15 protein-coding genes and 1 pseudogene are annotated in these 21,622 nt (G+C 62.4%); 9 read left to right on the top strand and 7 right to left on the bottom strand.

The genetic code is table 11. The features are described from left to right. Nucleotides 1-125 precede the first annotated feature (125 nt). Nucleotides 126-1,586 carry a D-alanyl-D-alanine carboxypeptidase/D-alanyl-D-alanine endopeptidase gene (gene dacB / locus TU82_RS00580; protein ID WP_057721209.1) on the top strand — a complete coding sequence of 487 codons (1,461 nt, stop codon included), beginning with the start codon at nt 126-128 and terminating at the stop codon, nt 1,584-1,586. Here the strand turns inward: dacB and TU82_RS00575 are convergent. Both TU82_RS00575 and rlmKL read right to left on the bottom strand, forming a co-directional pair. Next, entirely contained in the window at nt 1,583-3,976 is a 2,394-nt protein-coding gene (locus TU82_RS00575; protein ID WP_057721208.1) for a sensor domain-containing diguanylate cyclase, read from the bottom strand. The two genes, dacB and TU82_RS00575, sit on opposite strands and share 4 nt — an antisense overlap. Before the next feature lie 250 nt (nt 3,977-4,226). Further along, entirely contained in the window at nt 4,227-6,491 is a 2,265-nt protein-coding gene (gene rlmKL / locus TU82_RS00570; protein WP_057721207.1) for a bifunctional 23S rRNA (guanine(2069)-N(7))-methyltransferase RlmK/23S rRNA (guanine(2445)-N(2))-methyltransferase RlmL, read from the bottom strand. Nucleotides 6,492-7,023: 532 nt separating this feature from the next. Here rlmKL and rmf point away from each other — a divergent pair. Then, the gene (gene rmf / locus TU82_RS27425) at nt 7,024-7,239 is read left to right on the top strand and encodes a ribosome modulation factor (RefSeq protein ID WP_002553055.1); all 216 of its coding nucleotides are present in this window, start codon (nt 7,024-7,026) and stop codon (nt 7,237-7,239) included. A gap of 293 nt (nt 7,240-7,532) precedes the next feature. On the opposite strand, the gene TU82_RS00565 is transcribed toward rmf, so the two are convergent. From TU82_RS00565 to TU82_RS00545, 5 genes and pseudogenes are all read right to left on the bottom strand, one after another. Then, entirely contained in the window at nt 7,533-8,552 is a 1,020-nt protein-coding gene (locus TU82_RS00565; protein ID WP_057721206.1) for a quinone-dependent dihydroorotate dehydrogenase, read from the bottom strand. Nucleotides 8,553-8,637: 85 nt separating this feature from the next. Further along, nucleotides 8,638-9,129, bottom strand: a complete 492-nt coding sequence (locus tag TU82_RS00560) for a transglycosylase SLT domain-containing protein (protein WP_057721205.1) — start codon at nt 9,127-9,129, stop codon at nt 8,638-8,640. After that, nucleotides 9,092-9,478: a winged helix-turn-helix domain-containing protein gene (locus tag TU82_RS00555; protein WP_057721204.1), complete on the bottom strand. Its 387-nt coding sequence runs from the start codon at nt 9,476-9,478 to the stop codon at nt 9,092-9,094. The genes TU82_RS00560 and TU82_RS00555 overlap by 38 nt, the downstream gene beginning before the upstream one ends. A 160-nt stretch (nt 9,479-9,638) precedes the next feature. Then, a complete protein-coding gene (locus TU82_RS00550) occupies nt 9,639-9,860 on the bottom strand; it encodes a FliM/FliN family flagellar motor switch protein (RefSeq protein WP_057721203.1) in 222 nt (73 codons plus the stop codon). A gap of 106 nt (nt 9,861-9,966) precedes the next feature. Then, nucleotides 9,967-10,845: pseudogene (locus TU82_RS00545) on the bottom strand (secretin N-terminal domain-containing protein); the annotation flags it as partial. A gap of 196 nt (nt 10,846-11,041) precedes the next feature. On the opposite strand from TU82_RS00545, the gene TU82_RS00540 reads away from it, so the two are divergent. The 7 genes from TU82_RS00540 to TU82_RS00510 all read left to right on the top strand — a co-directional run bounded on the left by TU82_RS00540 (nt 11,042) and on the right by TU82_RS00510 (nt 21,619). After that, entirely contained in the window at nt 11,042-12,268 is a 1,227-nt protein-coding gene (locus TU82_RS00540) for a CmpA/NrtA family ABC transporter substrate-binding protein (protein ID WP_057721201.1), read from the top strand. Nucleotides 12,269-12,278: 10 nt separating this feature from the next. Then, complete coding sequence (locus tag TU82_RS00535; RefSeq protein ID WP_057721200.1) at nt 12,279-12,854, top strand: ANTAR domain-containing response regulator; 576 nt, start codon at nt 12,279-12,281, stop codon at nt 12,852-12,854. Nucleotides 12,855-13,037: 183 nt separating this feature from the next. Beyond that, a complete protein-coding gene (locus TU82_RS00530) occupies nt 13,038-14,249 on the top strand; it encodes a nitrate/nitrite transporter (protein ID WP_057721199.1) in 1,212 nt (403 codons plus the stop codon). Continuing rightward, on the top strand, nt 14,249-15,919 hold the full coding sequence (locus tag TU82_RS00525; RefSeq protein ID WP_057721884.1) for a bifunctional protein-serine/threonine kinase/phosphatase: 1,671 nt from the start codon (nt 14,249-14,251) through the stop codon (nt 15,917-15,919). Before TU82_RS00530 ends, TU82_RS00525 begins: the two co-directional genes overlap by 1 nt. 224 nt (nt 15,920-16,143) lie before the next feature. Next, nucleotides 16,144-18,597, top strand: coding sequence for a nitrite reductase large subunit NirB (nirB, locus tag TU82_RS00520; protein WP_057721198.1), 2,454 nt, complete (start codon nt 16,144-16,146; stop codon nt 18,595-18,597). Further along, nucleotides 18,594-18,911, top strand: coding sequence for a nitrite reductase small subunit NirD (gene nirD, locus TU82_RS00515; RefSeq protein WP_057721197.1), 318 nt, complete (start codon nt 18,594-18,596; stop codon nt 18,909-18,911). The genes nirB and nirD overlap by 4 nt, the downstream gene beginning before the upstream one ends. Then, entirely contained in the window at nt 18,911-21,619 is a 2,709-nt protein-coding gene (locus TU82_RS00510) for a nitrate reductase (RefSeq protein ID WP_057721196.1), read from the top strand. The genes nirD and TU82_RS00510 overlap by 1 nt, the downstream gene beginning before the upstream one ends. Nucleotides 21,620-21,622: the final 3 nt, after the last annotated feature.

Genomic DNA, 21,622 nt, shown 5'->3' with positions numbered 1-21,622 from the left:
CTATCGTTCAGCTACAAGTAAGCTCGGCTTGGGGCATAATGCCGACACTTTCATGACCAATGAGGGATTTTTCTTATATACCCCTCGCCTTTTTCACCCTTCTCAGCAGTAGGGTCTTATTTTTTATGATCAAATCGTTGCGTTCTGTTTTCCTTGCCGGTGTTCTCCTGCCATTGGCCCTGCATGCCACCGCCGCCCCCATCAATACCACCCTGCCCCCCAGCGTTGCCCAGGCCCTTCAGAAGGCCAAACTGCAAAATACCGCCTTGTCCCTGGTGATGCTGCCCTTGAACGGCCCCGGTACGCCGACCGTGTTCAATGCCGACGTTTCGGTAAACCCGGCCTCCACCATGAAACTGGTGACCACCTACGCGGCCCTGGAAATGCTCGGCCCCAATCATCAGTGGAAAACCGAGTTCTACACCGACGGCGTGCTCAGTGGTGGCGTGTTGCGCGGCAACCTGTATCTCAAGGGCGGCGGCGATCCCAAGCTGAACATGGAAAAGCTCTGGCTGTTGATGCGCGACCTGCGCGCCAACGGCGTGCAGCAGGTCACCGGCGACCTGGTCCTGGATCGCAACTTCTTCCAGCAGCCACAATTGCCGGAATTCAATGACGACGGCAACGACGAGAACAAGCCGTTCCTGGTCAAGCCCGACGCCCTGCTGGTCAACCTCAAGGCCCTGCGCTTCGTGACACGCAATGACGCCGGGCGGGTGATCGTGTCGGTCGAGCCGCCGATTGCGACCGTTCGCATCGACAACCAGGTGAAAGTGTCCAACGCCAAACAGTGCACCGGCGATGTGCGCTACAGCCCGGTGACCGCCGCCGACGGCAGTGTAACCGTGACCGTCAGTGGCCAGTTGGCGGACGGTTGCAGTTCGCAGACCTACCTGTCGCTGCTCGACCATGCCACCTACACCGCCGGCGCCGTGCGTGCGATCTGGAAGGAATTGGGCGGCACCATCCAGGGCCGCGATATCCAGGCGCCGGTGCCCAAGGATGCCAAGGTGCTGGCCCGTGCGTTCTCGCCGGACCTGGCGGAAATTATCCGCGACATCAACAAATACAGTAACAACACCATGGCCCAGCAACTGTTCCTGAGCCTCGGCGCGCAGTTTCGCAACGATGCCGATGGCGACGACGCCAAGGCCGCGCAACGCGTGGTGCGTCAGTGGCTGGCGAAAAAAGGCATTACCGCGCCCCACCTGGTGATGGAGAACGGCTCCGGCCTGTCCCGCGCCGAACGGGTCAGCGCCCGTGAGATGGCCGCCATGCTGCAAGCGGCCTGGAAAAGCCCCTACGCCGCCGAATACATCAGTTCGCTGCCGATCGCCGGCACCGACGGCACCATGCGTAAACGCCTGAAGACTACCGCCATGCGCGGCGAAGCCCATGTGAAGACCGGTACCTTGAACACCGTGCGCGCCATCGCCGGGTTCAGCCGCGACAACAATGGCAACACCTGGGCGGTGGTGGCGATTCTCAACGACTCCAAGCCGTGGGGCGCGTCGTCGGTGCTGGACCAGGTGCTGCTTGACCTGTATCGCCAGCCGAAGGCGGTGGCAGCCGCGCCGGTCCTCTAGAACAGCGGATCAGCCTGTGGGGCGGGCTCCACCCGGTCCCTGCCCGCCTGTTTGGCGACATAGACAGCCGAGTCCGCGCGCAGCAGCAACCCATCGATACCTTCATCGATGCGCCAGCTGGCGACCCCGAAGCTGGCGGTGACGACGCCCACCGGCGCCATCGGCACGCTGCGCAACGACTGCCACAACTCCATCGCCAGGCCATAGGCCTGGGCGCCATCGGTATGCGGGCAAAGCACCACGAACTCTTCCCCGCCCAGCCGGCAGAATACGTCGGTGCGGCGCAGGCGCTGGCTGATTCGCCTGCACAGCTCCTGCAATACTCCATCCCCGACACCATGCCCGTGCTGGTCGTTGATCCGCTTGAAGTGGTCGATATCCAGCATGATTACCGCCAGCGCGCCCGACGTGCGGTTCAGGCGCAGCAGTTCGATCTTCATGCGGTCCTGGAAATACCGGCGATTGTGGATGCCGGTCAGGGAGTCGGTGATGGACAGCGTGCGCAATTCGTCTTCCACACGCTTGAGATCGGAAATATCCGATACATAGCCGTGCCACAACGTACCGCCGCCAGGTAATTCCTCCGGGGTCGCTTCGCCACGAATCCAGCGCAAGCCTCGCTGTGGCAACTGCACGCGATATTCCTCGCGCCAATGGCTCAATTGCAGCGCCGACAAGCGTATCGACGCGCGTACCCGCTCAAGGTCCTGTGGATGAATGCGTTCCAGGACTTTGCCCCCATCCTGCTGCAACACGCCCAGCTCGATTTCATAGATATCGCGCATGCCTTCGCTGGCATAAATGAAGCGCCAGTGATCGTGGGGTTCCAGCGTGAACTGGAAGATACCGCCAGGTACATGGGCACTGAGCTTTTTCAGCAAGCGATCCCGCGCGGCCAGGGCCTCGTAGGCACGCTTCTGCTCAGTGACATCCAGGTAAATGGCCAGGTGCCCGACCCACAGGCCATGATCATCCAGCAGCACAGTGGTCAGCATGTTCACGGTCAAGAGGCTGGCGTCCTCACGTACCAGCGTCCACTCGCGGGCGTCGTGCCGACTGTCCGGACTGTCCACCAGCATCGCCTGGCTCGGCGCAATCCGCTTGCCCAGCGCCGCGCTCAACCGCGTGGCGCGGGCCTCGAGCTCCGAGGCCAGATGCAGGCTTTCCAGCGTCAGGCGGCCCACCACCTGCTCGCCCTTGAACCCCAGCATCCGTTCGGCGCCGGCATTGAACATGTTGATGACACCGCGCAAGTCAGTGGCAATGATCGCGACCTGCGTCGCCGCGTTCAGCACGCTGCGCAATTGGCCGTGCGCACCGCGCAGCTCCTGTTCACGCAGGCGCAACTGCGCGGTGCGTTGCTCCACCAGTGTCAGCGCCCGTTGGCGTTGGCTGACCAGCACGTAGAGCAAGGCCGAGAGCAGCACACTCAGCAGCACGCCCATGGCCAGGATGGTCTTGGTCGAAGAATGGTTGGCCTCGTCAAATGCCTCGCTGGCTCGCAGGCTCAGCGCGTAGACATGGTCTCCGAGGGTAAGACGTCGAGCAGCGACAAGGCCACTGTCGCCAGGCACATTGCTGGACGCATACAGCACACGCTGCTCAGTGTCGGAGGTGTCGACGATCTGCATCACCAGGTTGTCCCGGCTCGACTTGGGCAAACCCTCGGCCACCAGCTGGCGCATGCTGATCACCGCCATGACATAACCGTACGGCTGGGGATCGCCCGTCTTGCTGACCGGCGCCACCAGCAGTACCCCGGCGGCATACGCGGGCTCCACGCCCACCAGTTGCATGGGCTGGGACACCGCCGCCTGGCCGCTGGCTTGCGCGCGCTCGACAACCGCACGCCGCAGCGGTTGGGCCAGCAGGTCAAAACCCAACGGCGAGCCCAACAGACTCTGGGTCTGGCTGTATAAGACCGGTACGTATTCATCGCGCTCGGAAGCCGGCGCCAGTTCACCTGCCGAATTCAGTTCGCGGATAGTGAAAGGCGCGCCACGCTGGCGCGAGATCGCCTGTTCGAATTGGCTGCGCTGATCCCCAGGCACTCGCGGCGCCCAGGCATAGGCACGCGCGTGCAACAACAGGGGCTGGGCGAAGCCGTCAAATTCGGCGCGGGACACTTCACCGGAGTTGACGAAGAAGCGGCGCAGGGTATCCAGGCGCAGCTGCTGATCTTCGAAGCGTTCCTGAATCCGGCTGTAGCGCTCGTTGACCAGCAACTGAAAGCGCTGGCGCACCTGTTGCTGATAGAGGTCGGCAGCGGCCCACGCGATCACCAGGGTCAGCGCGCTACCGGTTGCCACTACCACCAATGCCACCAGCCAAGCCGATGCCTGTTCACTGATTAAACCAAGGATTTTCGGGCGTACGGCTTGCATCGGCATAGGCAACACTCACAGCGCCAGCGTGCGGGGGTGTCACTTTGGCTGGACGTTAAGTTATAGCCATCGGTCGGGTGTTTGACCAGCGTAAAAAGTGCGCACGCTTAATGTGGGAGGGGGCTTGCCCTAATACCGTCAGGTAGGAGCGAGCTTGCTCGCGAAAAACTCTCAGGCACCGCGTTCATTCAGGAAGCACGCGTTATCTTTGACGTTTTTCGCGAGCAAGCTCGCTCCTACCTCCCACATTGGCTACTCAGCGTGCAGTGATTTTCCAGGCCCGGTGGATCTTCGCATTACGCGCGAAATCCGGGTCGAGGGTCTTGTCGCTGATCTCTTCGACCGCATAGCGTTCGCTGAGGTTGTCTTCCAGCTGGAACTTGCGGAAGTTGTTCGAGAAGTACAACACGCCCCCCGGCGCCAGGCGTGCCATGGCCAGGTCGAGCAACTGCACGTGGTCACGCTGTACGTCGAAGATGCCTTCCATGCGCTTGGAATTGGAGAAGGTCGGCGGATCGATGAAAATCATGTCGAACTCGTCACGACTGGCTTCCAGCCACGCCATCACGTCACCCTGTTCCAGGCGGTTCTTGTCGGAGAACCCGTTGAGGGAAAAATTGCGCCGCGCCCAGTCCAGATAGGTCTTGGACAAATCGACACTGGTGGTGCTGCGCGCGCCGCCCTTGGCCGCGTGCACACTGGCGGTGGCGGTGTAGCAATACAGGTTGAGGAAGCGCTTGCCGGCCGCCTCCTTCTGGATGCGCATGCGCATCGGCCGGTGATCAAGGAACAGGCCGGTGTCCAGGTAGTCGGTGAGGTTGACCAGCAGCTTCACGCCGCCTTCGCTGACTTCGGTGAACTTGCCCTGGGCGCTTTGGCGCTCGTATTGCTTGGTGCCGCTCTGGCGCTCGCGACGCTTGACCACCACCCGGCTCTTATCGACGTCCAATGCCTGGGGAATCGCCGCGAGTGCGTCAAACATGCGCGCCGAGGCTTTCTCCGGGTCAATGGACTTGGGCGCGGCGTATTCCTGCACATGCACCCAATCGTGATACAGGTCGATGGCCATGGAATATTCCGGCATGTCGGCGTCGTACACTCGGTAGCAATCCACGCCCTCACGCTTGGCCCACTTGCCCAGCAGCTTGAGATTCTTCTGCAGGCGGTTGGCGAACATCTGCCCGCCTTCGCTCAAGCGCGCCTGTTCGACCACCGGGGCCGGGGCCGGCTTGATCGGGTTGCCGTTCTTGTTGTACTGACGCTCCGCCGGCTCGGCCGGGGCCTGATCATAGGCCGCCTGCTCACGTTCAGCCTGGCGCTGCTCAGGGGTACGGCGCTCGCCGGTGACGAACTGATCGGGGTTGACCTTGATCAGCAACAATTTGCACGGCAAGGCGCCGTTCCAGAACGAATACTGTTTGTGGCTGCGAATGCCCATGCGCTTGCCCAGGTCCGGCGCGCCGGTGAACACGGCGGCTTCCCAACCCAGGCAGGCCTGACGCAGACGCTCGCCAAGGTTCTGGTAGAGGTACAACAGGCTGGCTTCGTCACCCAGACGCTCGCCGTACGGCGGGTTGCAGATCACCAGGCCTTTCTGGTTCTGGTCCGGGCGCGGCTCGAAGGTGCCGACTTCGCCCTGGTACACCTTGATCCAGTGGCTCAGGCCTGCGCGCTCGATGTTGTTGCGGGCCGGCTGGATCAGGCGCGGATCGGCTTCGTAGCCGCGCACCCACAGCGGGGTTTTGTTCATGCCGACAGCGGCACGTTCGGTGGCCTCGGCGTGCAGTTTCTTCCACAGCGCCGGGACGTGTCCGAGCCAGGTGGTGAAGCCCCACAGTTCGCGGTTGAGGTTGGGGGCCATGTCGGCGGCGATCATGGCGCCTTCGACCAGGAAGGTGCCCACACCGCACATCGGGTCGGTCAATGCGCCGCCTTCGGCAGCAATGCGCGGCCAGCCGGCGCGGATCAGGATCGCCGCCGCCAGGTTTTCCTTCAACGGCGCGGCGCCCTGCTGCAGGCGGTAGCCGCGCTGGTGCAGGCTGTGGCCGGACAGGTCGAGGGACAGAATGGCTTCGCCACGGTCCAGGCGCAGGTGAATGCGCAGGTCCGGGTTGATCTTATCGATGGACGGCCGTTCGCCGGTCGGGGTGCGCAGCTTGTCGACGATCGCATCCTTGACCTTCAGCGCGCCGAAGTGGGTGTTGTCGATGCCCGAGCCGTGGCCGCTGAACTCAACCGCCAGGCTGCCGTCGCTGACCATGTGGTCGGCCCATTCGATATCCAGCACGCCGTGATAGAGGTCTTCGGCGTCCTTCATCGGGAAGCGCTTGAGTACCAGCAGCACGCGGTTGGCCAGGCGCGACCAGAGGCACAGGCGGTAGGCGGTTTCCATGTCGGCCATGCCGCGCACGGCCGAGGTGTGCTCGCGGGCCTCCTCAAGGCCAAGCCCGACGGCTTCCTCGATCAGCAGGCCTTCGAGGCCCTTGGGGCAGGTGAGGAAGAGTTCAAAACGGTCCGACATGGGGCATTCCAGGCTTTTCAGCAATAAATGAACGGGCGACGCATCGCCGGCTCGGTTTTCAATCAAGCACTTTTCTTGAAGAGCGCTCGCGTGGCACGAATGTGCCGCTCCACTCCGTCTGACGGGCCCTCGGGCCTTTATTGACGGTGCAGAAAAAGAATTTGAAGCAACAAAAATAAATATTCCGACCCTTCGTCGAATAATAACCGACTGCAACAGGTGGTCATTCTCACCAAAGGATTAAACACATTCTCTTCGCAGGGCACATCATAGCTGGCTTTGCCCCGGAAAAGGGGCGAAAAGCCATGCCAGCTTATGGCTATAGCATCGTTATCGTTACGTGCTTATGACAAAACGATCATTGAATCCATGTGACCTATTGGTTAGAACTCAACACAGGTCGGCGCCGTTACGGTGTCGACACATAGGCTCGCCACGCCGGCAGCGAGCCCACCAACGGCAGAAAAACTCTGCCCGGCCCCACACGGGGCCGAAGGATATCAAGACAGTCAACAAGTGAGGGAAACACCCTATGAGAAGACTTAAGCGTGATCCGTTGGAAAGAGCATTTTTACGCGGATATCAATATGGCGTTCATGGAAAATCCCGTGAGCTTTGCCCATTTACTCTACCGTCGGTACGCCAAGCCTGGATCAATGGCTGGCGAGAAGGACGCGGCGACAACTGGGACGGTATGACTGGCACTGCGGGTATCCACAGACTCAACGAACTTCACGCCGTCGGCTAATCAGGGCAGCTAATTCCGACACATCAACTTGAATAGATAAGACTTAACCACGCACGTCCTATCCGGGCGGCGGGCTTCGGCCCAGGGGCTCCTTCAGGGAGCCCTTTTTATTGCCTGTGACTGATCGTTCCCGCGCTCCGCGTGGGAATGCATCCCGTGACGCTCCGCGTCACCATTGCGCAAGTGTTGGATTTTACGCGCTGAAAGCAGGACGCGGAGCGTCCTGGGCGGCATTCCCACGCAGGGCGTGGGAACGATCTTCGGGGCGCGTGGGAACGAGCCTTGTGGGATCCTCAGCGCAACGCGGCGATCGCGTCCACCGATTCGCGAATCAGCGCGGGGCCCTTGTAGATAAAGCCCGAGTACAGCTGCACCAGGCTTGCGCCCGCCGCGATCTTTTCAGCCGCGTGCCTGCCTTCGGTGATCCCGCCCACGGCGATGATCGGCAAGCGCCCTGCCAGTTCGGCGGCCAGCACCTTGACGATATGGGTGCTTTTATCCCGTACCGGCGCGCCGGACAGACCACCCGCCTCGTCACCGTGGGCCAGGCCTTCGACACCCACGCGACTGAGGGTGGTGTTGGTCGCGATCACCGCATCCATGCCCGCGTCCACCAGGGCCTGGGCCACCAGCACGGTTTCTTCATCGCTCATATCAGGAGCGATCTTGATCGCCAGCGGCACCCGCTTGCCGTGGCGCACCGCCAGGTCTTCCTGGCGCTGGCGCAACGCTTCGAGCAATTGCTTGAGCGAGTCGCCGAACTGCAGGCTGCGCAAGCCCGGGGTGTTGGGCGAGCTGACGTTGACAGTGACATAGCTGGCATGGGCGTAGACCTTGTCCAGGCAGATCAGGTAATCGTCCACCGCACGCTCCACCGGCGTGTCGACATTCTTGCCGATATTGATGCCGAGGATGCCCTTGTACTTCGCCGCCTGGACCCGCGACAACAAATGGTCCATACCCAGGTTGTTGAAGCCCATGCGGTTGATGATCGCCTCGGCTTCCGGCAGGCGGAAGATCCGTGGCTTGGGGTTGCCCGGTTGTGGGCGCGGGGTCACGGTGCCGATTTCGACGAAACCGAAACCCAACTGCGCAAACCCGTCGATGGCGGCACCGTTCTTGTCCAGGCCGGCAGCCAGCCCGACCGGATTGGGAAACTCAAGGCCCATCACCGACACCGGCACCTTCGCCGCAGCCTTGCATACCAGGCCGTTGAGCCCCAGGCGGCCACCGGCGCCGATCAGGTCCAGGGACAGATCGTGGGAGGTTTCCGGGGAGAGTTTGAACAACAGCTGGCGGGCCAGGGTATACATGGGCGGGCTAGACTCGGATGGCGGCGAAAGGTGGCGCGATTATAGCCGGGGAGACGGGCTGCATGCGAGGCGTGCTGCCCACTCGTCAATTACGATGAGCCATCAGCGCCTCATAACGTGCCCAGACTTTTTCGGCGTATCGCATACGCAACGCGTCACGCTCCGCCCCGGCGCCCGCCCCCACGTTGTAGGAGCCCACCGCCGTCCAGTTATAACCGAAACGCTGAACGAACCCGGCAAGAATCGAGGCGCCAACTTCCACCGACAGACACGGCTCGCTCAACAATCGTTCTTCAGTAATGCCCAGCTTGAGCAAGCGAGGCAGGTGACTGCTGTTGATTTGCATCAAACCGATATCGTGGGTGCCATTGGCGTTGGCATAGTTGATCGCCTCCGCGCGATATCCCGACTCCACCGCCGCGATAGCCTGCAGCAACTCTGGCTCGAAGTCGTAGCGACGCGCCACTTCATCCCAGCAGTACGCCAAAGCCTGGTTGCTGCCCAGCAGCAGGCTGAGTATCAGGCCCCTGCCCCACGTCTTAGACACTGCTGATCTGTCCGCACGCCGCGCACACATGCATGACCTGCCCTGGCTCAGCCTCTTGCACCTGCACGGGGCAGGTAAAACGATACCCCTTGCCGTACACGGTCTTGATAAACCCTTTGTCGGCGCTCAAGTGTTTGCGCAAAGCATAAATACACCGTGTCAATGACTCATCGGCCACCTCGCCACTGGGCCAGGCGAGCGCCAACAGGCGGTCCTTGGTCATCAACGAGCCTGCGCAAACCAGCAGCAATCGAAGCACGCTGCTCTCTTTGGGCGGCAGTTGAACATCGGTGTCCCTGCCGGTCAGCCGACCATCGTCATGCAAGGTCCAGCCCGCAAAAACGTAGAACTTTGTGGATTTTTCAATCATGACGGCCATACGGCACCTGCACACTCGACTGCTGACATTCAATCCATTCTTCCTGTGACGGCTCACTTGCCCGGTGCCATGACTATAAAAATCTCTCTCTCGTATCACGTTAGGAAAAACCCGATTCAGTCAGCGTCTTTCAGCCTTTTGTCGTAAGGCAATTCGCTACTCAACCCGACTGAGGCAGCCACTCCTGATACACCTCATGCAATTCAACCCCTAACCGGTCCTCCAGCTGCACCAACTCACCCACTGCCATCAGTTGCCCATTGACCCGTACCTCCACGCAATGGATGACCTCGGGCGCCAACGGCAAGACTTTCCCCGGCGCAAACGCAGCCAGACGCTTGCGGCTGATCAACTGCTCCTGCAGCAATATTTCCAGGTACATGGACTAACGCCTTTATTCAGGGAGAACGCTCGCGGCCCGGTCTTACGAACGCACGTTGCACACGTTCATATTGCGCGGCCGTCAACGGCGGCGGCCCGGCCGGGGGCTTCGACTCGTCACGGCCAGCTTCCACACGCCATGACGAGACTTCATTGAGTTGCTTGGGCACATCCAATTCATCCACCAGTTTTTCGATCAGGCTGACCTGGGCAGGTTTGCCCTTGATCAGCAGGCTGTTGGTGTCCGGATAAGCGATCAGCGTCAGGTTCTTGTCCGCCAGCGGGCCCTTGCGCTCGCTGGCCAGCAGTCCTTGGATGACGGAGGCCATGCCCGGCACCGTGACTGTGTTTGCGCCGGTCCCATACTGCCGATCCTCGACGTGGGTATTGAACACCTGCACCACGCCAAAGGCGTGCGCCCCCACACGCAGCTCACTGCGTTGCCGGTCGGTCAGTTGCGCCAGCCGCAGTATCTGGCTGACGTAGCTTGGCGGCCCGGACACGTAGAACGTACGCACCCCGCTGTCGCGCAAGGGATAGCGCGATTCATCCATGCCTGTTCGGCGCATGATGCCGCGCAGCCGATTGACCGAGATGTAGCGCAGCGACACCGCAGAGGTTCTGGCTTCGCTCGCGTTGTAGAGGTGCACGGCTTGCCCGTCGCTGTGCCAGATCAGGCCTTCCTGCCGGGCCAGCGCTTCAAGGACCTGTTGCGGCGCGTCGAAATCGAATGTCCCGCTGACACGCTTGTGCGCCGCTTCCTGGCTGACCACGACAGGCATGCCCAAAGGCACCGCCAACGCCGTGAAAAAACTCTCCAGGCTCTCATCTCGGGCCTGATACGGCTCGCCCCGGGCCACACAGGCGACCAGCAACAGCGCGACCCAGAGCAACGTTCTGCCGAGGCAGTGGCGGTTCGTCGTAAGGGAGGAATCAACATGCACCGTGGATTTTCCTGGAGCGGTAGGACGCAAAAGAGCGGCCATACTGAAAGGCAGGCGCGGTTCAATCATGATGGAAAGCTGACGGCCGCCCCGTGGCATGTGCCTTGCTACGCACTCTTTATCAGGGCGCGCGCCAGCGACGGCGCGGGCCTACGGACAAAGGCGTCGTTTCCCTGCAATGGCTGGTATCGCCATCCGCAGGAGCGACGCTTTTTTTTGCGAGAAAAGGTAGGTGTTGATGAACGATTCGGTCGACAGTAGCGCGGTGAACCCTGCGCTGGCCTGGGTAAACGGCAGTGACGCCCCGGAAAAGAGCAGCCTGGACCTGGGTTTCATGGCCCTGACTGATTGCGCCTCGCTGGTGGTCGCCGCCACCCAGGGGTTTGCGCAACCCTACGGCCTCACGCTGAACCTCAAGCGTCAATCGTCCTGGGCCAGCTTGCGCGACAAACTGGTCAGCGGTGAACTGGACGCCGCCCACAGTCTCTACGGTCTGATCTATGCCGTGCACCTGGGCATCGGTGGCGTTGCGCCGAGCCCGATGGCGGTGCTGATGGGGTTGAACCAGAACGGACAGAGCATCAACCTGTCCCGTGGGCTGCAACAGCAGGGTGTGGTCACTCCTGAGGCACTCGACCGCCACGTGCACCAAAGCCGCACAAAACTGACCTTCGCCCAGACCTTTCCCACAGGCACCCACGCCATGTGGCTGTATTACTGGCTGGCGAGCCAGGGCATCCACCCGCTGCGGGATGTGGACAGCGTGGTGGTGCCGCCGCCGCAAATGGTTGCGCACCTGCAAGCGGGTCGCATCGACGGCCTGTGTGTCGGTGAACCCTGGTGTGCCAGCGCAGTCAAGCAGAACCAGGGCTTTACCCTGGCGACCAGCCAGTCGATCTGGCCGAATCATCCGGAAAAAGTCCTCGGTTGTACTCAAGCCTTCGTCGACCAGTACCCCAATACGGCGCGCGTGTTGGTGATGGCGATTCTCGAGGCCAGTCGCTTTATCGAAGCGAGCACGCAAAACCGTCGTTCCACTGCGCAACTGCTCAGCGCGCGCGAATACCTCGACGCACCGCTGGACTGTATCGAGCCGCGCCTGCTGGGCCACTACGAAGACGGCCTGGGCAACCGGTGGCAGGACCCGCATGCGCTAAGGTTCTTCGCCGATGGCGCGGTCAACCTGCCTTACCTGTGCGACGGTATGTGGTTCATGACCCAGTTTCGCCGCTGGGGCCTGCTGCGCGAAGACCCGGACTACCTGGGCATTGCCCGCCAGGTGCAACAACTGGATGTGTATCGTCAAGCCGCCAGCGCCGTGGGCGTGCCGACCCATGCCGAGGACATGCGCAGCAGCCAGTTGATCGACGGCAGGATCTGGGACGGCTCCGACCCCGCCGGTTATGCCCGCAGCTTCCGCCTGCATGCCATGGCGGATGACATCAGCCGCCAAGCGCTGCGCTAGGAGCACGACCATGCTGCGAATCCTGTTGATCAACGACACCCCGCGCAAAGTCGGCCGGCTCAAGGCTGCGCTGACCGAGGCCGGTTTTGAGGTGATCGATGAATCCGGCCTGACCATCGACCTGCCTGCGCGCGTCGAAACAGTGCGCCCCGACGTGATCCTGATCGATACCGAGTCACCCGGCCGCGATGTAATGGAACAGGTGGTGCTGGTCAGCCGCGACCAGCCTCGTCCTATCGTGATGTTCACCGATGAACATGACCCCAATGTCATGCGCCAGGCGATCAAGTCCGGGGTCAGTGCCTATATTGTCGAAGGCATCCAGGCCCAGCGCCTGCAACCGATCCTCGATGTGGCCATGGCCCGCTTTGAAAGCGACCAGGCCCTGCGCGCCCAGTTGCACGCCCGCGATCAACAGTTGGCGGAACGCAAGCGCATCGAGCTGGCCAAGGGCCTGCTGATGAAAATGAAGGACTGCAATGAGGAAGAGGCCTACACCCTCATGCGCCGCCAGGCCATGAGCCGTCAGCAGAAACTGATTCAGGTGGCCGAACAGATTATTGCCATGAGTGAATTGCTCGGCTGATCTGGCGCGGCTCTTGCTAAAGAACCTTTACAGGTAGCCAACGGCGGTTGCCCCACCAACGACAAAGACGTCGCACACCCGGTTTGCCCTCGCGAACCCGGTGGCGGCGTTTTTTTTCGTTCCGGCCCCAGCGCATGGAGCCACCAGGCCTTCTGACAAGACCCCCAACCGTTGAGGTGCGTGATGAAATCAAGCTTCTGGAAATCCGGGCACACCCCGACCCTGTTTGCCGCGTTCCTGTATTTCGACCTGAGCTTCATGGTCTGGTACCTGCTGGGCCCCTTGGCGGTACAGATTGCCGCCGACTTGCACCTGACCACGCAACAGCGCGGCCTGGTGGTCGCCACGCCGATCCTGGCGGGCGCGGTGCTGCGCTTTCTCATGGGTATGCTGGCCGACAAGCTGTCGCCCAAGACCGCCGGGCTGATCGGCCAGGTGATTGTCATCGTGGCGTTGTTCTGCGCCTGGAAGCTGGGCATTCACAGCTACGAGCAAGCCCTGCTGCTGGGTATGTTCCTCGGCATGGCCGGTGCCTCTTTTGCCGTCGCCCTGCCGCTGGCCTCGCAATGGTATCCGGCCGAGCACCAAGGCAAAGCCATGGGCATCGCCGGCGCCGGCAACTCCGGTACCGTATTCGCCGCCTTGCTCGCACCGGTACTGGCGGCGGCCTTTGGCTGGAGCAATGTGTTCGGCTTCGCGTTGATTCCGCTGATCCTCACCCTGATCGTGTTCGCCTGGCTCGCCCGCAACGCCCCGCAACGTCCGAAAGCCAAGTCGATGGCCGACTACTTCAAAGCCCTGGGTGATCGCGACAGTTGGTGGTTCATGTTCTTCTACAGCGTGACCTTTGGCGGCTTTATCGGCCTGGCCAGCGCCCTGCCCGGCTACTTCAACGACCAGTACGGCCTGAGCCCGGTGACCGCCGGCTACTACACCGCAGCCTGCGTCTTCGGTGGCAGCCTGATGCGCCCGCTGGGCGGCGCCCTGGCGGACCGTTTCGGTGGGATCAAAACCCTGCTCGGCATGTACAGCGTGGCGGTGATCTGCATTGCGGCGGTGGGTTTCAACCTGCCCAGTTCCTACGCTGCGCTGGCGCTTTTCGTCTGCACCATGCTCGGTCTTGGCGCCGGCAATGGCGCGGTATTCCAGCTGGTGCCCCAGCGGTTTCGCAGTGAGATCGGCGTCATGACCGGCCTGATCGGCATGGCCGGCGGCATCGGCGGCTTTGCCCTGGCAGCCGGCATGGGCGCGATCAAACAGAGTACCGGCAGTTACCAGTTGGCCTTGTGGTTGTTCGCCAGCCTTGGCGTGCTGGCCTGGTTTGGCCTGCACGGCGTCAAACGCCGCTGGAGAACCACTTGGGGCTCGGCTGCCGTGACCGCCGCACGCGTCTGATGAGCCTGCAACTGAGCATTGCCCAGGCCAGCGCGATCGGCCCCAGGGCAGAAAACCAGGACGCGTTGCGGGTGGTCACGCCCGTGGCGGAGCTGGCCGCGAGCAAAGGCTACCTGTGCGCATTGGCCGACGGCGTCAGCCAATGCGCCGACGGTGGCCTGGCCGCGCGCTCGACCTTGCAGGCGCTGGCCCTGGACTACTACGCCACGCCGCAGACCTGGGGCGTGGCCCAGGCGCTGGAACGTTTGCTGGTGGCACAGAACCGCTGGCTGCAAGCTAATGGCGGCGGTCAGCCGCTGCTGACCACCCTCAGCGCCCTGGTGTTTCGCGGCCAGCGTTTCACCCTCGCCCATGTCGGTGATTGCCGCGCCTATCGCTGGCTGGACGGCGAATTGCAGCGCATCAGCGAGGACCATGTGTGGGAGCAACCGGGCATGCAGCATGTGCTCAAGCGCGCCCTGGGCCTGGACCAGCACCTGGTACTGGACTTTCTCGATGGCGAACTGCGCGCAGGTGAGTGCTTCCTGCTGCTCAGCGATGGGGTCTGGGCCACCTTGGGCGACCACAGCATCAGCGCGATTCTGCGCGAGCAGACCGACCTGGACCTGGCAGTCAACACCCTGGTCAATGCCGCGCACTTGGCGGGAAGCCAGGACAATGCCAGCGCCTTGCTGGTGCGCATCGACGCCCTCGGCGCCGCCACACTGGGCGACGCACTGGTGCAGTTGCAGCAATGGCCGCTGCCGCCACCGCTCAAGGCCGGGCAACGCTTCGAGGGCTGGCAGGTGCACAGCCTGCTGGCGCAGAGCCGACAGTCGTTGCTGTATCGGGTGCAGGATGATCAGCAGCGGCCCTGGTTGCTGAAAACCCTGCCGTTAAGCCGCGACGACGACACGGACGCCGCCCAGGCCCTGCTCTCGGAAGAATGGTTTCTGCGCCGGGTCGCCGGCCGCGCGTTCCCTGAAGTGCATGCCGCCAGTGGGCGTCAGCATCTGTACTACGTGATGCGCGAATACCCGGGGCTAACCCTTGCCGAACTGTTCACGCGCCAGGGCCCGTTGCCCCTGGCGCAATGGCAGTCCATCGCCGAGCGGTTGCTGCGCGCGGTCGGCCTGCTGCACCGGCGGCAGATCCTGCACCGCGATATCAAGCCGGAAAACCTGTTGCTGGGCGACGACGGCGAACTGCGCGTGCTGGATTTCGGCCTGGCCTATTGCCCGGGGCTGTCGCAAGACCGCGCCAGCGTGCTGCCCGGCACCCCGAGCTTTATCGCGCCGGAGTCGTTCAACGGTGAGCGTCCTACGCCACAACAGGATTTGTATAGCGTCGGCGTCACGCTCTATTACCTGCTGACCGGCCATTATCCCTATGGCGAAATCGAAGCCTTCCAACGCCCGCGCTTCACTCAAGCGGTCAGCGCCAGCCGTTACCGTCCCGATGTGCCGGACTGGCTGCCCGCAAGCCTGGAACGTGCCGTCGCCGCGCAACCGCAGCAGCGTTATGAAACCGCCGAAGAATGGCTGCTGGTGCTGGAGCAGGCCGACCGCCGCGAACTGAGCGTGCGTCCGCGCCCGTTGCTCGAGCGTGAGCCGCTCAAGGTCTGGCAAACCCTGGCGACGGCTTCGCTGCTGATCAATCTGGTGCTGCTGTTCTGGCTATTGCACCACTAACGGGCAAAATCCTGACGCCTCCGCGTTGAATCCCGAATAAACCCGGGGCCATCGACACTTGGCACAGCTGCTGCATTAGCCTCTTCAACAACCCACATATAGCCGCGCCTTCAACGTCGAAGGATCGAGCTTCCCGAGAGAACGGGACCAGGACAAAGGCGTCCTCGCTAGCACACTAGCGGGGACGCCTTTTTTTGTTTGCGCGTGATTGGTCGGAGAGCGACATGAAAAAACTCAAACTGGTGATGATCGGCAACGGCATGGCCGGGGTTCGCACCCTGGAAGAATTGCTCAAGCTCAGCAGCGACCTGTATGACATCACAGTGTTCGGCGCCGAGCCCCACACCAACTACAACCGCATCCTGCTCTCGCCGGTGCTGGCCGGCGAGCAGACCTTCGAAGAGATCGTGCTCAACGATCTGGACTGGTACCTCGATAACAACGTCAAGCTGCTGCTCAACCGCAAGGTGGTGCAGATCGACCGGGTCAAGCGCCGCGTCATCGCCGAGGACGGCACCGAGGCCGAATACGATCGCCTGCTGATCGCCACCGGCTCCACGCCGTTTATCCTGCCGATTCCGGGCAACACCTTGCAGGGCGTGATCGGCTACCGCGATATCGCCGATACCCAGGCCATGATCGACACTGCCAAGACCCACAAGCACGCGGTGGTCATCGGTGGCGGGCTGCTCGGCCTGGAGGCCGCCAACGGCCTGATGCTGCGCGGCATGCACGTGACCGTGGTGCACATCGGTGAATGGCTGCTGGAACGGCAACTGGACAAGACCAGTGGCCAGCTGCTGCAAACCGAGCTGGAAAGCCGGGGCCTGGTGTTTCGCCTGTGCGAACAAACCCAGGCCCTGCACGACGCCGGCAATGGCCGCGTCGGCTCGGTGCAGTTCAAGAACGGTGACATCATCCCCGCCGATCTTGTAGTGATGGCCGCCGGTATCCGCCCCAACACCGAACTGGCGGAAAAGTCCGGCATTCCCTGCAACCGCGGGATTCTGGTCAACGACACGATGCAAACCTACGACCCGCGCATCTATGCAATCGGTGAATGCGCCAGCCACCGTGGGATTGCCTACGGCCTGGTCGCCCCGCTGTTCGAACAGGCCAAGGTCTGTGCCAACCATCTCGCCCAGTTGGGTTTCGCCACCTATAAAGGCTCTGTGACCTCCACCAAGCTGAAAGTCACCGGCATTGACCTGTTCTCCGCCGGCGATTTCATGGGCGGCGAAGGCACCGAGACCATCACCCTCTCCGACCCCATCGGCGGGGTGTACAAGAAACTGGTGATCAAGGACGACATCCTGGTCGGCGCCTGCCTGTACGGCGATACCGCCGATGGCGGTTGGTATTTCCGCCAGATCCGTGAGAATCACGCGATTGGCGAGATTCGCGATCACCTGATGTTTGGCGAAAATGCGCTGGGCGACGTAGGCCATCAAGGCCAGGACAAAGCCATGAGCATGGCCGACAGCGCCGAGGTCTGCGGCTGCAATGGCGTGTGCAAGGGCACCATCGTCAAAGCGATCCAGGAACAGGGGCTGTTCAGCGTCGATGACGTGAAGAAGCACACCAAGGCGGCCAGTTCCTGCGGGTCCTGCGTGGGGCTGGTGGAACAGATCCTGATCAACACCGTGGGCGGTGCCGCCGACGTCAAACCCAAGAGCGAAAAAGCCATCTGCGGTTGCAGCGACCTCAACCACGGGCAGATCCGCCAGGCCATCCGCGACCAGCACCTGCTGACCATCGCCGGCACCATGAGCTACCTGAACTGGCGCACGCCCAACGGTTGCGCCACCTGCCGTCCGGCGCTGAACTACTACCTGATCTCCACCTGGCCGGGCGAAGCCAAGGACGACCCGCAATCGCGCCTGATCAACGAGCGCGCCCACGCCAACATTCAGAAAGACGGCACCTATTCGGTGGTCCCCCGGATGTGGGGCGGCGTGACCAATCCGTCGGAACTGCGCCGCATCGCCGACGTGGCCGACAAGTACAACGTGCCGATGGTCAAGGTGACCGGCGGCCAGCGCATCGACTTGCTCGGGATCAAGAAGCAGGACTTGCCCGGCGTGTGGAAGGACCTCGACATGCCGTCCGGGCACGCCTACGGCAAATCCATCCGCACCGTGAAGACCTGCGTGGGCAGCGAGTTCTGCCGCTTCGGTACGCAAAATTCCACGCAACTGGGCATCGAGCTGGAGCACGACCTGTTCAACATGTGGTCGCCGCACAAGGTCAAGCTGGCGGTGTCCGGTTGCCCACGCAACTGCTCCGAAGCGGGCATCAAGGACGTGGGCATTATCGGCGTGGATTCAGGCTGGGAGATGTATATCGGCGGCAACGGCGGGATCAAGACCGAAGTCGCGGAGTTCTTCGTCAAGCTCAAGACCGCTGAAGAGGTGCGCGAATACAACGGCGCATTCCTGCAGCTGTACCGCGAAGAAGCCTTCTACCTGGAGCGCACCGTGCACTACCTGCAGCGGGTCGGCATGGACCATATCAAAAAAGCCGTGCTGGAAGACCCGGCCCGGCGCCAGGCTCTCAACGAGCGCCTGCAGTTTTCCCTGTCGTTCGAGCAAGACCCCTGGAAAGAACGCCTGGAACAGCCGCTGCTGAAAAAAGAATTCGAGGTTATCCCGGTCAAGCAATTGGAGGTGCCGGCATGAACTGGCTGGATATCTGCGCTCTGGAAGAAATCAACGCATTGGGCTCACGCATCATCAACGGGCCCAAGGGCGACATTGCGATTTTTCGCACCAGCGACGATGAAGTCTTCGCACTCGATGACCGTTGCCCGCACAAAGGCGGGCCGCTGTCCCAAGGCTTGATCTACGGCAAGCGCGTGGCCTGCCCGCTGCACAACTGGCAGATCGACCTGGCGTCCGGCGAAGCCCAGGCACCGGATATCGGTTGCGCCCATCATCACCTCGCCCGCGTGGAAAACGGCCGAGTGATGCTGGCCCTGCGGGATGCAGGGTGATGAACCGCCAGGTCACCGCGTCCACCTGCTGTTATTGCGGGGTGGGCTGCGGCGTGCTGATCGAGCATGACGGCACCCGGATCCTCGGCGTGCAAGGCGACCCGGAGCATCCGGCCAACTTCGGCAAGCTGTGCAGCAAGGGCGCCAGCCTGCACCTGACCGGTGACCTCGATGCCCGCGCCTTGTACCCCGAGTTGCGTCTGGGCAAAGACCTGGCCCGCGCCCGCACCGACTGGGACAGCGCCTTGGAACATGCGGCCACTGTATTCGCGGGCACTATCGCCGAACACGGCCCCGACAGCGTGGCGTTCTACATCTCCGGGCAATTGCTGACCGAGGACTACTACAGCTTCAACAAATTGGCGCGCGCGCTGGTAGGCACCAACAATATCGACAGCAACTCGCGGCTGTGCATGTCCTCGGCAGTGGTGGGCTACAAACGCAGCCTGGGTGCCGATGCGCCACCGTGCAGCTATGAAGATCTGGAAACCAGCGACTGTGTGATGATCGTCGGCAGCAACATGGCCTACGCGCACCCGGTACTGTTCCGACGCCTGGAGGAAGCCAAGGCGCGACGACCGCAGATGAAAGTGGTGGTGATAGACCCCCGGCGTACAGACACCTGCGACCTGGCTGATCTGCACCTGGCAATCCTGCCAGGCACGGACGTCGCACTGTTCCATGGAATTTTGCATCTGCTGTTGTGGGAAGACTGGATCGACCGCGACTTCATCCATGCCCATACCGACGGCCTGGCAGCGCTCAAACGCCTGGTGCATGACTACACGCCGCAAATGGTCACGCAACTGTGCGGCATCAGCGTCGAGCAGCTGCGCCTGTGCGCGCAGTGGGTGGGCACCTCCAGCAGCTTCTTGTCGCTGTGGTGCATGGGCCTTAACCAGTCGACGGCGGGCAGTGCAAAAAACAGCGCACTGATCAACCTGCACCTGGCCACCGGTACGATTGGCCGGCCAGGCTGCGGGCCGTTTTCCCTGACCGGCCAACCCAATGCCATGGGCGGGCGCGAGACCGGCAGCTTGTCGAACCTGCTGCCTGGGCACCGCGACGCCGCCAACCCCGAACACCGCGCAGAAGTAGCCGCTTATTGGGGTGTCGATCAACTGCCGGCAACCACCGGCCTCACGGCCATCGAACTGTTTGAGCAGGTGCAGGCGGGCAAGATCAAGGCGCTGTGGATCGCCTGCACCAACCCCGCCCAATCGCTGCCGGACCAGAATGCCGTGCGTGCCGCCCTGGCGGCGTGTCCGTTCGTGGTGTTGCAGGAGGCGTTTCGAACCACCGAGACCGCCGCCTACGCCGACCTGCTGCTGCCCGCCGCCAGTTGGGGCGAAAAAGAAGGCACGGTGACCAACTCCGAACGGCGTATTTCCCATGTGCGCCGCGCCATCACCCCACCGGGCGAAGCACGACCGGACTGGGCGATCACCGTGGATTTCGCGCAGCGCCTGGAGCGCCGTCTGCGGCCAGGGCTCAATAGTCTGTTCGCCTTTGAGCAACCGGCGCAGATCTTTGACGAGTTCAAGCTGTTGACTCAAGCACGCGACCTGGATGTGTCCGGCCTCAGCCACGCCCTGCTTGACCAACTTGGCCCGCAACAGTGGCCGTTTCCCGTGGGTGCACAGGCCGGGACGCCACGTCTCTACGTCGACGGTATTTTTCCCACCGAGAACGGCCGTGCGCAGTTTGTTGCCGACCCTTATCGCGCCGCCAAGGAGCAGCGTGACGCACGCTTTCCCCTGACCCTGATCACCGGCCGCCTGCGCGACCAGTGGCACGGCATGAGCCGCACCGGCACGGCGGCGCAGCTGTTCGGGCATGTCAGCGAGGCGCTGTTGAGCCTGCACCCGGACGAGTTGCGTCGTCACCGCTTCAAGGAAGGCGACCTGGTCAGCTTGAAGAGCCGTCGAGGCAATGTAGTGGTCGCGGTCACCAGCGATGACAGCGTGCGCCCCGGTCAAGCGTTCCTGCCGATGCATTGGGGCGACCGTTTTCTCAAAGGCGGCGTCAATGTGCTCACACAGCCGGCGTTCGATCCGTTGTCGAAACAGCCGGAACTCAAACACAGCGGTGTGCGCCTTGAGGCTATTGAACTGCCGTGGCAGCTGTTTGCGCTGATCGAGGGTGACGTGCAGCGCCATTTCGACGCCCTGCGCCCGCTGTGCGAAGCATTTGCCTACGTCAGCCTGAGCCTGAACGGACGCGAACGGCCGGCGCTGCTGGTGCGCGCAGCCCATACCGAAGCGCCCGACCTGCAAATACTGACCCGCATCGACCAGTTGCTGGGCCTGCACGACGGCCCGGTGATGGCCTATGACGACCCGCGCCGCTCTATCGGCAAACGGGTGAAAATCGAACAGGGCCGTATCACGGCGGTTCGCCTGGCCGGTGAAACCCTGGCCCGGCATTGGTTGCAAAGCCTGTGGCTGGAGGGCCGCACCGACGATCAACTGCGTCGCTGGCTCCTGGCGCCCCTGAGCGCACCACCAGGGGGAGCGGCCGCCGGCAGCAAGATCCTGTGCAATTGCAAGAATGTCAGCGAAAACGCGGTGTGCGCCGGGATTGCCCGTGGTTTGGACCTGAATGGGCTCAGACAGGAGCTGCAATGCGGCACGCAATGCGGCTCCTGCGTGCCGGAAATCAAACGTCTGCTGGCCGCCAGCCCGCAGCCAATCGCAATCAGTGTGTGAGGG

The sequence above is a fragment of the Pseudomonas orientalis genome (assembly GCF_001439815.1).
GTDB classification, from domain to species: Bacteria; Pseudomonadota; Gammaproteobacteria; order Pseudomonadales; family Pseudomonadaceae; genus Aquipseudomonas; species Aquipseudomonas orientalis.
The sequence above is the reverse complement of the archived record's forward strand: the minus strand, read 5'-3'. Positions and strand labels throughout refer to the sequence as shown.

What these genes read in the sequence shown, in the direction of transcription:
- rlmKL (WP_057721207.1), bottom strand. Translation starts at nt 6,491, where the DNA reads ATGTCGGACCGTTTTGAACTCTTCCTCACCTGCCCCAAGGGCCTCGAA.
- TU82_RS00540 (WP_057721201.1), top strand. Translation starts at nt 11,042, where the DNA reads ATGAACGATTCGGTCGACAGTAGCGCGGTGAACCCTGCGCTGGCCTGG.
- dacB (WP_057721209.1), top strand. Translation starts at nt 126, where the DNA reads ATGATCAAATCGTTGCGTTCTGTTTTCCTTGCCGGTGTTCTCCTGCCA.
- TU82_RS00525 (WP_057721884.1), top strand. Translation starts at nt 14,249, where the DNA reads ATGAGCCTGCAACTGAGCATTGCCCAGGCCAGCGCGATCGGCCCCAGG.
- TU82_RS00565 (WP_057721206.1), bottom strand. Translation starts at nt 8,552, where the DNA reads ATGTATACCCTGGCCCGCCAGCTGTTGTTCAAACTCTCCCCGGAAACC.
- TU82_RS00510 (WP_057721196.1), top strand. Translation starts at nt 18,911, where the DNA reads ATGAACCGCCAGGTCACCGCGTCCACCTGCTGTTATTGCGGGGTGGGC.
- TU82_RS00555 (WP_057721204.1), bottom strand. Translation starts at nt 9,478, where the DNA reads ATGGCCGTCATGATTGAAAAATCCACAAAGTTCTACGTTTTTGCGGGC.
- TU82_RS00530 (WP_057721199.1), top strand. Translation starts at nt 13,038, where the DNA reads ATGAAATCAAGCTTCTGGAAATCCGGGCACACCCCGACCCTGTTTGCC.
- nirB (WP_057721198.1), top strand. Translation starts at nt 16,144, where the DNA reads ATGAAAAAACTCAAACTGGTGATGATCGGCAACGGCATGGCCGGGGTT.
- TU82_RS00535 (WP_057721200.1), top strand. Translation starts at nt 12,279, where the DNA reads ATGCTGCGAATCCTGTTGATCAACGACACCCCGCGCAAAGTCGGCCGG.
- TU82_RS00550 (WP_057721203.1), bottom strand. Translation starts at nt 9,860, where the DNA reads ATGTACCTGGAAATATTGCTGCAGGAGCAGTTGATCAGCCGCAAGCGT.
- TU82_RS00560 (WP_057721205.1), bottom strand. Translation starts at nt 9,129, where the DNA reads ATGTGTGCGCGGCGTGCGGACAGATCAGCAGTGTCTAAGACGTGGGGC.
- TU82_RS00575 (WP_057721208.1), bottom strand. Translation starts at nt 3,976, where the DNA reads ATGCCGATGCAAGCCGTACGCCCGAAAATCCTTGGTTTAATCAGTGAA.
- nirD (WP_057721197.1), top strand. Translation starts at nt 18,594, where the DNA reads ATGAACTGGCTGGATATCTGCGCTCTGGAAGAAATCAACGCATTGGGC.
- rmf (WP_002553055.1), top strand. Translation starts at nt 7,024, where the DNA reads ATGAGAAGACTTAAGCGTGATCCGTTGGAAAGAGCATTTTTACGCGGA.